Source organism: Henriciella mobilis (assembly GCF_003576285.1).
Taxonomy (GTDB): domain Bacteria; phylum Pseudomonadota; class Alphaproteobacteria; order Caulobacterales; family Hyphomonadaceae; genus Henriciella; species Henriciella mobilis.
Genome location: NZ_QWFX01000006.1, coordinates 234544 through 247354, shown reverse-complemented (window position 1 = coordinate 247354; position 12811 = coordinate 234544). Strand labels below are relative to the sequence as shown.

13 protein-coding genes are annotated in these 12811 nt (G+C 61.6%); 4 read left to right on the top strand and 9 right to left on the bottom strand.

The features are described from left to right. Positions 1 to 45: 45 nt before the first annotated feature. From D1223_RS05930 to ftsH, 5 genes are all read right to left on the bottom strand, one after another. Entirely contained in the window at positions 46 to 858 is an 813-nt protein-coding gene (locus D1223_RS05930) for a PhzF family phenazine biosynthesis protein (protein ID WP_119375506.1), read from the bottom strand. A gap of 153 nt (positions 859 to 1011) precedes the next feature. Next, on the bottom strand, positions 1012 to 1224 hold the full coding sequence (locus D1223_RS05925) for a hypothetical protein (RefSeq protein WP_119375505.1): 213 nt from the start codon (positions 1222 to 1224) through the stop codon (positions 1012 to 1014). A gap of 279 nt (positions 1225 to 1503) precedes the next feature. After that, on the bottom strand, positions 1504 to 2169 hold the full coding sequence (locus D1223_RS05920) for a peptidoglycan DD-metalloendopeptidase family protein (RefSeq protein WP_119375504.1): 666 nt from the start codon (positions 2167 to 2169) through the stop codon (positions 1504 to 1506). Continuing rightward, positions 2166 to 2993, bottom strand: a complete 828-nt coding sequence (thiD, locus tag D1223_RS05915) for a bifunctional hydroxymethylpyrimidine kinase/phosphomethylpyrimidine kinase (protein ID WP_119376051.1) — start codon at positions 2991 to 2993, stop codon at positions 2166 to 2168. Before thiD ends, D1223_RS05920 begins: the two co-directional genes overlap by 4 nt. A gap of 69 nt (positions 2994 to 3062) precedes the next feature. Then, entirely contained in the window at positions 3063 to 4982 is a 1920-nt protein-coding gene (ftsH, locus tag D1223_RS05910) for an ATP-dependent zinc metalloprotease FtsH (RefSeq protein WP_119375503.1), read from the bottom strand. Positions 4983 to 5191: 209 nt separating this feature from the next. Here ftsH and D1223_RS05905 point away from each other — a divergent pair, with 209 nt between their 5' ends. After that, complete coding sequence (locus D1223_RS05905; RefSeq protein ID WP_233353057.1) at positions 5192 to 6496, top strand: TAXI family TRAP transporter solute-binding subunit; 1305 nt, start codon at positions 5192 to 5194, stop codon at positions 6494 to 6496. Between the two features lie 7 nt (positions 6497 to 6503). On the opposite strand, the gene D1223_RS05900 is transcribed toward D1223_RS05905, so the two are convergent. Further along, positions 6504 to 6971 (bottom strand): hypothetical protein, encoded by a 468-nt coding sequence (locus D1223_RS05900; protein ID WP_147372696.1) that lies wholly within the window; start codon positions 6969 to 6971, stop codon positions 6504 to 6506. A 131-nt stretch (positions 6972 to 7102) separates the two neighbouring features. Next, on the bottom strand, positions 7103 to 8260 hold the full coding sequence (gene rlmN / locus D1223_RS05895; RefSeq protein ID WP_119375500.1) for a 23S rRNA (adenine(2503)-C(2))-methyltransferase RlmN: 1158 nt from the start codon (positions 8258 to 8260) through the stop codon (positions 7103 to 7105). Between the two features lie 106 nt (positions 8261 to 8366). Between rlmN and D1223_RS05890 the strand changes: the two genes are divergently transcribed. Further along, entirely contained in the window at positions 8367 to 10187 is a 1821-nt protein-coding gene (locus D1223_RS05890; RefSeq protein WP_119375499.1) for a flavin-containing monooxygenase, read from the top strand. On the opposite strand, the gene D1223_RS05885 is transcribed toward D1223_RS05890, so the two are convergent. Next, positions 10184 to 10684 (bottom strand): invasion associated locus B family protein, encoded by a 501-nt coding sequence (locus D1223_RS05885; RefSeq protein WP_233349493.1) that lies wholly within the window; start codon positions 10682 to 10684, stop codon positions 10184 to 10186. The two genes, D1223_RS05890 and D1223_RS05885, sit on opposite strands and share 4 nt — an antisense overlap. A 236-nt stretch (positions 10685 to 10920) precedes the next feature. Here D1223_RS05885 and D1223_RS05880 point away from each other — a divergent pair, with 236 nt between their 5' ends. Both D1223_RS05880 and D1223_RS05875 read left to right on the top strand, forming a co-directional pair. Continuing rightward, the gene (locus D1223_RS05880) at positions 10921 to 11439 is read left to right on the top strand and encodes a sigma-70 family RNA polymerase sigma factor (RefSeq protein ID WP_119375498.1); all 519 of its coding nucleotides are present in this window, start codon (positions 10921 to 10923) and stop codon (positions 11437 to 11439) included. A 102-nt stretch (positions 11440 to 11541) separates the two neighbouring features. Further along, positions 11542 to 12213 carry a ChrR family anti-sigma-E factor gene (locus D1223_RS05875; RefSeq protein WP_119375497.1) on the top strand — a complete coding sequence of 224 codons (672 nt, stop codon included), beginning with the start codon at positions 11542 to 11544 and terminating at the stop codon, positions 12211 to 12213. Positions 12214 to 12220: 7 nt separating this feature from the next. On the opposite strand, the gene D1223_RS05870 is transcribed toward D1223_RS05875, so the two are convergent. Continuing rightward, complete coding sequence (locus tag D1223_RS05870; RefSeq protein WP_119375496.1) at positions 12221 to 12568, bottom strand: DUF2794 domain-containing protein; 348 nt, start codon at positions 12566 to 12568, stop codon at positions 12221 to 12223. Positions 12569 to 12811: the final 243 nt, after the last annotated feature.

The window sequence follows — 12811 nt, the reverse complement described above, 5'->3', positions numbered from 1 at the left end:
CTTGCGCGCTTCACATGAAGTGGGGTCCTGGCAGCGTTTTGTGGCCTAGAGCGAGAACTTGCCTTCGATGACGGTCACAGCGTCCCCGCGCAGCTTCACGCGGTCGCCAACCAGCTCGACACCGATTTTGGCGCCGCGGCCGGGATAGGCCTGATAGCAGTCGAAGGCGCGCTTCAGGCGTGGCCCCATGATGGCTGCGACCATGCAATGCCAGCTGCCGGTGGCCGGGTCTTCCGGGATGCCGCTCGCTGGCGCGAAGAAGCGGCTCGTCACATCGACACCGTCACCGCCAGCCGCGAGCACGCCGAGATTGCCGCGATTGACATCCTTCATCACGCCGAGCTTTCCGATGAGGTCGATATCGGCCTGCATGCTCACGATGTCTTCGGGATCAGCGAAGACCGCCGCGTAGAATGGCCCGCCCCAGGCTTCGAGGGGCCACGCGCCAAGCGCGGCGGCGACATCTTCGGTCACGTCCATCTTGCGGATCTCTGGCGCCGGAAAATCCATCTCGTAACGGCCATCCGGCGTGCGCTTTACGGTGAGCTGGCCGGATTGGCGGGTATCGAATGCGACCTCCTCGCCATCATATCCAAGATGCGAGAACAGAGCGTGCGCCGATGCCAGCGTGGCGTGCCCGCAAAGCGGTACCTCGACGGTTGGCGTGAACCAGCGCAGGTCCCAGACGCCCTCGCCCGTCTGTACGATAAAGGCCGTCTCCGCGACATTGTTTTCAGCCGCAATGGCCTGCAGCGTCTCGTCTGGCAGGAAGCTGTCCATCGGCATGACGCAGGCCTGGTTGCCCTCGAAGGTGCGGCTAGCAAAAGCGTCAATTTGGTAAAAGGGCAGGCTGGTCATCACAATGCCTCCAGGTGGAAGGCATTGCAGATAGGCGAATAGCCCGGTCTCTACAAACCAGACTTTCTAAGGCGCGGTTTAGTCGGCCTAGGCCTGAGCCCGAGCTTTTAATATGATTGGCCAACTGTTCACAAGCCGGCCAATCACAATTGGCTACTCGCAAACACGCAGCTCATAGTTGCCATCACACCAATACAGGCAGATATCCCCGCTCTGGCGAATGAAGATGCAGTCGTCCCGGCTGGTGGAGACTTCTGCGCTCACGTTCATTGCGCAGGTTTGCGCAGCATCGGACGGCATACCTGATGCGCTGAACGCGAGCAAAGCCGATGGCACGATCTGCATTACGATTTCGATGGCGGGCATGGGAGTTTCCTTTCGGACCTGTTGGAGATGAACGCCTTCCGAAGAAAGCCCCTTCAGTTAAACTGGTCCGCGCCAAGCCTGCAACTTAAGTAGAAATAATTCTCCCTCCACTTGAGATGTGTTTTTTCCTGCAGACTCAAAGATGTTTCTTATCGCGGAAGAGGGTCCATCCATGGTCGACCGCGCTTCCTGAACAAACTGGACTTTCCAGGACATTGTCCAATTGACCTGCTCAGGCGAGCGAGAGGAAAGCTTCATCGCGGAACGGACCACCCGGCTTCAGATCAGTCCCAGCAGTGGTCTCGGATCCGGGCAAAGCGTTAGCCAGTCCGACTGCTCGCTGCGCCTGCAGACGCCCGGAAAATCGCCGGATTGACCGCGCAGGTCGAGCATCACCTGGACATGCAGGTGCGGTGCCCAGCCGCCATTCACGGACGGGTCGCCGAGACGGGCGAGTTCGCTTCCGGCTGCGATGTCCTGGCGAGCCGCAAGGCCGTCGAGGCTTTCGGCGCTGAGGTGGCCGTAGAGCGACCAGATTGTCAGGCCGGGGGCGAGGGCGTGCTCAAGGATGATGGTCGGGCCATAATCCTTGGCATTGTCATTCACCTGAAAGCTGTGAACCTTGCCGGCAAGCGGGGCGTAAACAGCGCGTCCTGCCGGCGCAAAGATGTCGAGCCCAAGATGGATCGTGCGCGGCTCCTCGCCAGCAGGATTGAAGATCGGCGTGTCATAGATCGCCCGGTCCTCGCCATAGCCGCCTATGTGGAGATGGCCGTCTTCGGGGACCCAGTCGACAGGCAGGTCACTCCAGCCGCGCGCTCTCAGGCCGGCTTTGTCCAGCGGCAGGTGGAGGGCGTCGCCTATCCCCGCCATGATGTCCGCCGGCCTCTCGTCTCGCGCAGCGAGCCAGTCATCATAACGCTTGCGGGTTTCCGCGAGGCTCATCGCTCCACATCCGTTTGAAGTGTCCAGCCATGGTCGACCGGGCCATGGCCGCTGCCGAAGCCCTTCGCATGCTGGATGGCACCATGAAGATAGTCGCGAGCCTGCTCGACAGCTGCGTCGATCGGCTGACCCTGGGCGATCAGGGATGCAATCGCGCTCGCCAGCGTGCAGCCCGTGCCGTGGGTCGATGTGGTCACGATGCGCTCGCTCTCCAGGAGCCATTCGCCATGCTCGGTCTGCAGGACGTCCGTGATGACGCGGCCCGGAATGTGCCCGCCTTTGACGAGGACACCTTTTGCGCCGCGATTGAGCAGGGCTTCAGCTGCCCGCCGCTGGCCATTCACCCCATCAACAGACTTTCCGCTCAGCACTTCAGCCTCCGGCGCATTCGGCGTGAGAAGGGCGGTGCCGGGTATCAGCAGGGACATCAGCGCGTCGACCGCGCGTTCATCGATCAGCCGGTCGCCGGACGTTGCGACCATGACCGGGTCGACGATGCGCGGAACATCACGTGCGCGCTCATCCAGCGTTTCGGCCACAAGCTCGACCAGGTCGGCTGTGGCGAGCATGCCCGTCTTGATGGCGTCAGCGCCAATATCCTTCAGACAGACGGCCATCTGGCCGCGCACCGTGTTGAGGGGCACGGGGTGGACGTCATGGACGCCCGTCGTGTCCTGGACGGTGATCGCCGTAATGGCGGTCATGGCATAGCCGCCGGTTGCCATGATGGCTTTGATGTCGGCCTGTATGCCCGCGCCGCCGCCGGAATCGGATCCTGCGACAACGAGAACGCGGCCGTTCGGGTCGGGTCTTTTCTCGGTCATGTCCTGCATGCTCCAAAGAAAAAGGGCGCGGCCATTCCGGCAGCGCCCTCTCATTGATGGGTTCGATGATCAGGCCGGGCTCGGTTCGCCGTCCGGCTCCCCGCCGCCAAAGCCCTTTCGGCGCTTGCCGGTGACCGGCACGGCAGAGGTCGGCCCCTGCGGCTCGTCCGGTTCTTCCGGACGGTGCGGCGGCTTGCCGTTGAGCAGGTCCTTGATCTCTTCGCCAGACAGCGTCTCGTATTCAAGCAGCCCTTCGGCGACCGCGCTCCACTGATCACGATACTTGGTCATGATTTCGCGGGCATCGTCCATGCCTTTCTGGACGAGTTTGCGGACCTCCTCCTCGATCTTCTTCGAGGTTTCCTCGGAGACGTGGGACTTGTTCATCAGCTGCTGGCCGAGGAACACGTCGCCCTGGTCATCGGCATAGTCGACCGGACCGATCTCGGAGGAGAGGCCCCAGCGCGTGACCATCGCACGGGCGAGCTTGGTCGCCTGCTGGATGTCCGAAGCTGCACCGGCGGTGACATTCTCCATGCCGAACTTTTCTTCCTCGGCGACGCGCCCGCCCATCATGATCGCAAGGCGTGAGGTCATTTCGATCTTCGACATCGACATCTTGTCGTCTTCGGGCAGCTGCATGACCATGCCGAGGGCACGACCGCGCGGAATGATGGTCGCCTTGTGGACCGGGTCGGCCGCCGGGACCTTGAGCGCCACGATGGCGTGGCCGGCCTCGTGCCAGGCGGTCAGTTCGCGTTCCTTGTCGGACATCACCATGGAGCGCTTTTCAGGCCCCATCAGCACCTTGTCCTTGGCATCCTCGAACTCGGCCATGGCCACGACGCGCTTGCCGCGCCGCGCTGCCAGAAGGGCAGCTTCGTTGACGAGGTTGGCGAGATCGGCGCCCGAGAAGCCGGGCGTACCGCGCGCGATGACTTTGGGATTCACATCCTTGGCCAGCGGCACGTTGCGCATATGCACTTTCAGGATGCGTTCGCGGCCAAGAATATCCGGATTGTTCACCGTGACCTGACGGTCGAAGCGGCCGGGGCGCAGCAGGGCCGGGTCCAGAACGTCGGGGCGGTTGGTCGCGGCAATGATGATGATGCCATCATTGGCCTCGAAGCCGTCCATCTCGACGAGCAGCTGGTTCAGCGTCTGCTCGCGCTCGTCATTGCCGCCGCCGAGGCCGGCGCCGCGCGAACGGCCGACAGCGTCGATTTCGTCAATGAAGATGATGCAGGGTGCATTGCGCTTGGCCTGCTCGAACATGTCGCGGACACGGCTTGCACCGACGCCGACGAACATCTCGACGAAGTCGGAACCGGAAATCGTGAAGAAGGGCACGCCGGCTTCGCCTGCCACCGCGCGGGCGAGCAGCGTCTTACCGGTGCCCGGAGGGCCAACCAGAAGCGCGCCTTTCGGGATCTTGCCGCCAAGGCGCTGGAAGCGGGCAGGGTCACGCAGGAACTCGACGACTTCCTGCAGCTCTTCCTTGGCTTCGTCCACTCCTGCGACGTCATCAAACGTCACGCGGCCGGATTTCTCGGTCAGCATGCGGGCGCGCGACTTGCCGAAGCTCATCGCGCCGCGTCCACCGCCGCCGCCCTGCATCTGACGCATCAGGAACAGGAAGAGGCCGAGGATCAGCACCAGCGGCAGCAGATTGAGGAGCAGGCCGCTCAGGCTGAAGCCAGTATCGGCATCCTCGGTGACCTCTACGCCGAGGTCCGTCAGCTTGTTCGACGCTTCGAAATTGCTCGGCAGCTTTTCAGCATAAACCGTACTGCCGCCCTGAGTGATAGCCGTGATGCGGTCATTGGTAACCGTGGCTTCCGCGATCTGGCCTTCCTTGGCCATTTGCATGATCTCGGAAATCGGAACCTTTTCCGAACCGGCGGCGACTGAGGTACCCTGCATGGCGATCATCATGGCCACGACAAGGGCGGCGATGAGTCCCCAGACAGCGAGATTGCGCATATTCATTATCTAATCCGTCGATCCTGGTGTGTCTTTCAGAACACTAACATAGGCGAGGCATGACAAGAAAACGACTCAAATTGCGGTCATTTGCCTGCATTTGCTTCAGCGTGCCGCAGGCGAAGGCGCCATGGAGGCATTCGGGACACTCGACGAACCCGCAAGCGCCGCGCTAGGGTTGCGGTCTAGGTGGGCCCTTGCGCATGGACAAGAAGATGAAAGACGCTCTGAAGGTTTATGCGCCGCTCGCGCTGGTGCTGATCGCGAGCATCTGGCTGGCCTTGTCCCTGATCGACCCCGCGCCGCCGAAAAAGGTCACGTTCGCGTCCGGCGGATCGGGCGGGGCCTATTATTCGCTGGCCCAGCAATACAAGGCCGCCCTCGCCGAAAATGACGTTGAAGTGGACGTGCTGGAAACGCGCGGATCGATCGAAAACCTCGACCTGCTGATGACCGGCAAGGCAGACATCGCCTTCATCCAGGGCGGGCTGGCCGGGCCTGAAAACCGCGAAGCGCTGCGCTCGCTGGCCGGCATGTTCCACGAGCCCTTCTGGGTGTTCGTGCGCGAGGGTGTCCCGGCCGATGATTTCGGCGATCTCAGGACGGTCCGTCTCGCCATTGGCGGCGAAGGGTCAGGCACACGCGCATTGGCAGTCGACCTGCAGGAAACATGGGGCGGCGACTGGACGCCGACTTCGAGGAGCACGCCCAGCGGGCTGGCTGCGGCCAGTGCACTCAAGGCGGGCGACCTCGATGCCGCGGCTTTCTCCGCTTCCATCGATGCGCCCTATATCGCCGACCTTCTGGAAACGCCCGGCATCCGGCTGCTGCCATTCGACCGGGCACCGGCTCTGGCGCGTCGGACTTCAGCCCTCGATGAAGTGACGCTCTATCGCGGCATTCTCGACCTGGAGCGTGACGTGCCCTCCGCAGACATTCCGCTGATCGCATCAGTGGCCCAGCTTGCTGTGAACAAGGACCTGCATCCGGCGATCCAGTCGCTGCTGCTCGAGGCGTCGGAAGACATCCATTCGGGCAATTCTGCCTTTGCGCCCGCCGGGGCCTTTCCGGACAAGTCCCTCATCGACATGCCGCTGTCCGGAGAGGCCGAACGCTACTGGAAGAACGGGCCGTCCTTCCTGCGCAATTATTTCTCGTTCCATCTCGCCAACTTCCTGGAGCGGGCCTGGGTCTTCCTGATCCCCCTGATCACGCTGATGATCCCGTTGGTCCGGGTCGCGCCGCCGATCTACCGCTGGCAGGTGCGCCGGAAGATCTACATCTGGTACAAGGATCTGCGCGAACTTGAAGCGCGTGGCCGGGCGGCGACCACCAATGACGAACGCGACCAGGTCCTCGGTGAGGTCTCAGAACTCCAGAAGGAAGTGGGGGAACTGGACGTTCCGCTTTCCTATACCGAGGAAGTCTACCACCTGCGCAGCCATATCGCCTTTGTGAGAAATCTCGTTCAGGGCTTGTACGCGCGCGATGCAGGCGCGGCCGAGCACCAAACCGCCTGACCCGTCATCAGGCGGATTTGTTGTAGGCCGCGAAAGAGGCCGGTCCCTGTCCAGCCACGCTGCCGAGCTGAGAATAGGCACGCTCAACGAGGCCGGGGCCGTCTTCGGCACCCTCCAGCAAGTGGGCCATGCTCGAGGGTTTTGCATTCAGCGTGATCAGGGCGCTGGCGAGGGAGGCACTCATGCGCGGCATGTCCAGGCGTTCGTTGCTACTGGCCCGGACCAGTGCCGATTGCGTGTCCTCGTCGAGGACCTGCTCAATGGTCTCGTCAGCCGGGCTATCCTCCCGGGCCGGAGTCACCATGAGTGTCCATTTCCGCGCATTGTCGACCAGAGCAGGCGGCGGTCCAGCCGAGATTGGCTGGGGGTCTTTCGCGGCGGTGTCCTGTGTACGGGATGCATCGGCCTTTGGCCCCTGCGCAGCGGTGAGCGACGCCTGCATCGGACGCGTCTGCAAAAGAGAAAGAATTGACACCTGTGCCCCCACAAACCTTGAATAGCGGGCTTATCGCAGGCTTCTCTCTATGAATCGCGAAAGCGGATCGAAGGTTTTCATGGAGTCTTGCGGGTCCGGGTAAATCCCGGATTCACCATAAGCAGCAGGGATCAGGAATCGGCGGCCAGCGCTTCGCGGCGTTTCTCCGCCGCAGACTTCTTGACGCTTTCCGATCTGAGCTGTCCGCAGGCGGCAAAAATGTCTCGGCCGCGCGGCGTGCGGATCGGCGATGCATAGCCAGCCCGGTTCACGATTTCTGCGAAATTCTCGATCGTCTCCCAGTCCGAGCACTCGTAGGGAGAGCCCGGCCAGGGGTTGAACGGGATCAGGTTGATCTTCGCGGGCACGCCCTTGAGCAGCTTCACCAGGTCGCGCGCTTCGGCCAGCGAGTCGTTGACGCCCTTCAGCATGACGTATTCGAACGTAACCCGCTTGGAGTTGCCAAGATCGGGATAGGCGCGGATCGCCTCGAACAGCGTCTTCAGATCATACTTCCTGTTGATCGGCACGATTTCGTTGCGCAGGTCGTCGCGCACCGCGTGCAGTGAAATGGCCAGCATGGCGCCGGTGCGTTCGCCAAGCTCGGGAATCTTCGGGGCGACCCCCGCGGTCGAGACCGTAATCCGCCGGCGGCCAAGTGCGATGCCGTCGCCATCCGATATCGTGTCGATGGCCTCTGCGACATTGTCGAGATTATAGAGCGGCTCGCCCATGCCCATGAAGACAATGTTGGTGAGCTTGCGGTTCTCGGTCGAGCTCGGCCACTCCTGCAATTCATCGCGCGCAATCAGCACCTGGCTGACAATTTCCTGCGCGGTCAGATTGCGCACCAGCTTCTGGGTGCCGGTGTGGCAGAAGGTGCAGTTCAACGTGCAGCCGACCTGGCTTGAAACGCAGAGCGCGCCGGAACGGCCGACATCCGGGATGTAGACGCTTTCGCCCTCGACGCCCGGCTGGAAGCGGGTCAGCCACTTCTGGGTGCCGTCGACCGAGACCTTGTGCTCGGCGATTTCAGGGCGCGTCAGGACACACTTTTCGGCCAGTTCCGCGCGAAGCTCCTTGGCGATATCGGTCATGCCGGAAAAGTCCTGCACGCCGAAATGATGGATCCAGCGCCGCAGCTGCTTGGCCCGCATGCCGGCCTTTTTCGGATCAAGGCCCAAGCCTTCCATCTCCGCTTTCAGGGCAGGCAGCGACAGGCCTGCGAGGTTCGCAGGCGCAGAAGGACTTGCCTTGACGCGGCGTGAAAGGTCCAGATCATGTTTCATTGCGCTGCACATAGCATGTCCTTGCCGGAAATCTAAGAATTAGACGGCACTGCCACTGCAGCGAACAGATAAGAGGCCGCAAGGGCCCTCGACGGGAGGAAATACAATGGCTGACGGCAATGCTGGCCGTCTGGACTTCGATCCGGACACACTGCGTGAAAAATACAGGGCAGAACGCGACAAGCGGCTGCGCGCCGATGGCAATGAGCAATATGTCGAGATCCGCGAAGAGTATGCGGGCTATATCGAGGACCCCTACATCGATGAAGAGATCGACCGCGCGCCGCTGAGCGACGAGGTGGACATCATCGTGATCGGCGGCGGATTTGGCGGACTCCTGGCGGGCGCGCGGCTGCGCGAAGCAGGGATCAAGCACATCCGCATGATCGAGAAGGGCGGCGACTTCGGCGGGACCTGGTACTGGAACCGCTATCCTGGCGCCGCTTGCGATATCGAGAGTTACATCTACCTCCCGCTGCTCGAAGAGACGGGCTTCATGCCGGCGCAGAAATACACTCCGGCGCGCGAGATTCTCGGCCACAGCGCGCGCATCGCTGAGCATTATGATCTCTATGACGACGTCCTGTTCCAGACGGAAGTCACGCGTATGGACTGGGATGAGGCCGCAAAGCGCTGGACCGTTTCGACCAATCGCGGCGACGCAATGAAGGCGCGTTTCGTGATCATGTCGAATGGCCCGCTGCACCGCCCGAAGCTGCCTGGCATCCCCGGCATTCAGGACTTCAAGGGCCACACCTTCCATACCAGCCGCTGGGACTATGACTATACCGGCGGCGGGCCTGACGGCGGCCTTGACGGGCTGAAGGACAAGCGCGTCGGCATCATCGGCACGGGGGCGACGGCTGTTCAGTGCGTGCCGCATCTCGGTGAGGGCGCCAAGGAGCTCTTTGTCTTTCAGAGAACGCCAAGCTCGATTGATGTGCGCGACAACAAGCCGACCGATCCGGACTGGGCACGCTCGCTGGAGCCGGGCTGGCAGAAGAAGCGGATGGACAATTTCAACATCCTCGTCTCCGGCGGCTATCAGGCCGAGGACCTGGTGCAGGATGGCTGGACCGACATCATCCGCAATCTGCTGTTCATTGCGGCCGACCAGAATGGCGAGGAAATGTCACCTGAGAAGCTTCAGGAGATCGCGGAACTCGCGGACTTCAAGAAGATGGAATCGATCCGCGCGCGGGTCGACGAAGTGATCGCTGACCGGGAGGCCGCCGAGGCGCTGAAGCCCTGGTATCGCCAGTTCTGCAAGCGCCCATGCTTCCATGACGATTACCTTGCCACCTTCAATCGCGACAATGTCACGCTCGTCGACACGAATGGACAGGGCGTCGACCGCATCACCGAGAAAGGTGTCGTCGTCGATGGCAAGGAATATGAGCTCGACTGCCTGATCTACGCGACAGGCTTCGAGGTTGGCACTTCCTATACACGCCGTTCAGGCTACGAATTGTACGGGCGGGGCGGAAAAGCCCTGTCGGACGCATGGGAAGATGGTGTCGAGAGCCTGCACGGCATATTCGTCCGCGATTTCCCCAACGTCTTCGTGATGGGCGGGGCCCAGGCGGCGTTTACGGCGAACTATCCTCACCAGCTCGACGAACAGGCTGTACACCTTTCCTATCTCCTGTCGCGGGCACTGGATGAGGGTATCGTCCAGATCGAACCAACGCCGCAAGCCCAGTCCAAATGGGTCGAGACGATCATCGACAAGGCACAGATGCGCGAGCAATTCCTCGCTGAATGCACGCCCGGCTATTACAATAATGAAGGCCAGATCGCCGCGCGCGCCCGCCAGAATTCGTTCTATGGCGGCGGGTCGATGGAGTATTTCTCCATCCTCAAGGCCTGGCGGGAGGACGGCTCCTTGCCCGGGCTGGAAATCGTGCGGGAGTCTGTCGGCGCCTAACGGCAGAGCGCCGAGGCCTTGTCGATCGCGTTGGCCGATCCTGACAGGGAGAAATGGTAGGAAACCTTGGTGTCGCGTGCGGACACGGCCTCGACGCGCAGCTCGCTGCCGCGCCGCAGGGCCGAGACGAGACGTGGATCGTCTTGGTCTTCGGCAAAGGCTTCCTGACCGACGCCGTACAACGTCCAGCCGGACCGCCCGACCGAGGCGCGGGCTGGCAGGTCGGCGCGCAGCTCGTATCCGACTTTCAGGCTCGGCTGGCTGCGTGCCTTTCCGGACTTCCAATTCGACACGAAGAACCACACATCTCCGTGATCAGCCGCTTTGGGCGCCTTGTCGGTTGCTTCTGTCGCCGCATAACAAAGGGTCTCGCCGTTCACGGTTTCCGTGAACACCGTCCAGTCATCATAGCGGCCAATCGCCGTAGGCGCTGCGGCTGCTGTCAGTGCAACGGTTCCGGAGAGAAGGAATAGGCTGGTGAGTGTGCTGCGGATCATGAGGGCTGATTTGGGTTCGAACATCCAGGAGGGATTTAACGGGTCGAAACTGCAGGAAAGTTAAGGCTGAATTTTGGCAGAACGCATGACGTGTGGTGAAAACCATTTTTGCCCCAAAAGGTTGCGTACTGCCCCCAGAATGTGATGTATAGTGTTGATCGGAAGCGCGTGGACGGGTCTTGACCTTAGCGAGAATTGATAGCGCCAGTAGCGACCGTGCGATCCATACAGCTTGCATGCGAAGGATCGCCGAGGAACAGTGCCGGACATCGTTCGGGCGGCTGTTCGAATACTATGCGCCCCGACTCAAGAGTTATCTCAAGCGCATGGGCGCTGAAGACGCCGGGGCAGAAGAAGTCGTTCAGGACGTGATGCTGACGGTCTGGCGCAAGGCCGGACAGTTCGATGAAAGCCAGGCATCGGTTTCGACCTGGATATTCCGGATCGCCCGTAACCGGCAGATCGACCTGTTCCGCAAATCGGCCAAGCCTGAACTTTCGCCCGACGAACCCATGCTGCAGCCAGCCGGGGAGGCCGCCCCGGAAGAATCGCTGAACCGGTCCCAGATCGAAGCGTCCGTGCGCGAGCAGCTGGCAACGCTGCCAGATGAGCAACTCGATCTCCTCAAGGCGGCTTTCTATGACGGCCTCTCGCATTCGGAGATAGCCGAAGCGTTCGACCTGCCCTTAGGTACGGTCAAGTCCCGTATCCGTCTTGCCTTCAACAAATTGCGCGGCCGGCTGAACGCCGAATAAGCTGAAGAGTGTGATAAGTGGAGGCGTTCAGCCTTGACGAAAACGCGATCTCGGCAATATCGGCTATATAGCCTTTCGTCAGACTGTCAGTGAGCCCGTAAAGTGTCATCCGCAGAACCGCCATATGTATCTGAACTCTATAGCGCCTATGCCGCAGGCCGCTTGAGCCCGGCCTTTGCGCTCATGGTCGAGACGCAGGCGGCGATCCGCGCAGACATCCGCCGCGACCTCGACCTGTCGGAGGCGATTGCCGGAGCGATGCTGGAAGACGAAGAGCCGACCGTGATGTCGCCCAATGCCTTCGAATCAGCGCTGCGCGCGATCGATGCAATTGATGATGGCAAGGACCGCACCGTGCGCGCGGCCAAAAGCGCCGGCGCGGGGCTGCAGGAGCTGCTGAACCTGCCGGAGCCATTGCGCGAAAAGGCGCTCGAGGCCTGCGAAGCGCAAGGGTGGCAACGCCTGACGGGCGGCGTCCAGCGGCTGGACTTGGGAAGCAACCCTTCGGTGCACGCTCATCTTTATCGGCTCGACCCTGGCGCCTCCGTGCCACGCCACTCGCACCATGGTGATGAGTTCAGCCTCGTCCTGCATGGTGGATTCAGCGATGACGGCGCAAGCTACGGCCCCGGTGACATCGCACGGCAGACCCCGGCTGATACCCACCAGCCTGTGGCCGACGACGACGGTCCATGTCTTGTGCTCGCCGTCAGCGAAGGCGGGCTGAAGTTCACGGGAGTTCTCGGTTTCCTGCAGCGCCTGGCAGGCCGGTAGCGCCGGCTCAGTCTGCCCGTCCGTTGATCACTTCAAAGCGCCGTGTTTCGAAGACGCGAAGGACCTGGCCGAGGTCATGTCCGCGCTTGAGAACCTGGTCCTGGCTTCCATAGACAATGTAAGCGCCCTGCTGGTTGCGCAGCGCCGGGACTTTCTCGATCCGCCAGGTGGGCGCTTCTGCATGCCGGCGGAAAATGGCGAACACGGCGTGATCGGCATGCATGCCAATCGCATAGTCCTTGGCCTGCCCGGACATGACCATTCGACCGTAAACGTCGAGGATTCGGCTCATTTCGGTTCGATGAAAGGCAACCTTGGGTGCTGGACCGGGCTGCAGTCTTGTCAGGCTTCCCATAAAGTGAGATTACGCTCCCATTTTCTACCGCCATCTCATCCTGTCGCATTTTTAATGCGAAGAACAGGATTTAGCCGCATTCTCGCCTTGCGAGCGCCGCCGATTACATTCACCTTGCAATAGTCGGGTGTTGGTGTCTAGCAGGCATCCCGGACCCATCAGCCCCCCCAGCCCCCCGGGGAGCTTGTTCAACCAATACCCGACATCCTTCCCTTAAATCGAAGCCGCGTCAGGCCCTCGCAG

Bases quoted from the DNA above. Each gene is read 5' to 3' on its own strand.
- D1223_RS05890 (WP_119375499.1), top strand. From the start codon at position 8,367: ATGGCTGACGGCAATGCTGGCCGTCTGGACTTCGATCCGGACACACTG.
- D1223_RS05885 (WP_233349493.1), bottom strand. From the start codon at position 10,684: ATGATCCGCAGCACACTCACCAGCCTATTCCTTCTCTCCGGAACCGTT.
- D1223_RS05905 (WP_233353057.1), top strand. From the start codon at position 5,192: ATGAAAGACGCTCTGAAGGTTTATGCGCCGCTCGCGCTGGTGCTGATC.
- rlmN (WP_119375500.1), bottom strand. From the start codon at position 8,260: ATGAAACATGATCTGGACCTTTCACGCCGCGTCAAGGCAAGTCCTTCT.
- D1223_RS05930 (WP_119375506.1), bottom strand. From the start codon at position 858: ATGACCAGCCTGCCCTTTTACCAAATTGACGCTTTTGCTAGCCGCACC.
- ftsH (WP_119375503.1), bottom strand. From the start codon at position 4,982: ATGAATATGCGCAATCTCGCTGTCTGGGGACTCATCGCCGCCCTTGTC.
- D1223_RS05925 (WP_119375505.1), bottom strand. From the start codon at position 1,224: ATGCCCGCCATCGAAATCGTAATGCAGATCGTGCCATCGGCTTTGCTC.
- thiD (WP_119376051.1), bottom strand. From the start codon at position 2,993: ATGACCGAGAAAAGACCCGACCCGAACGGCCGCGTTCTCGTTGTCGCA.
- D1223_RS05880 (WP_119375498.1), top strand. From the start codon at position 10,921: ATGCGAAGGATCGCCGAGGAACAGTGCCGGACATCGTTCGGGCGGCTG.
- D1223_RS05870 (WP_119375496.1), bottom strand. From the start codon at position 12,568: ATGGGAAGCCTGACAAGACTGCAGCCCGGTCCAGCACCCAAGGTTGCC.
- D1223_RS05920 (WP_119375504.1), bottom strand. From the start codon at position 2,169: ATGAGCCTCGCGGAAACCCGCAAGCGTTATGATGACTGGCTCGCTGCG.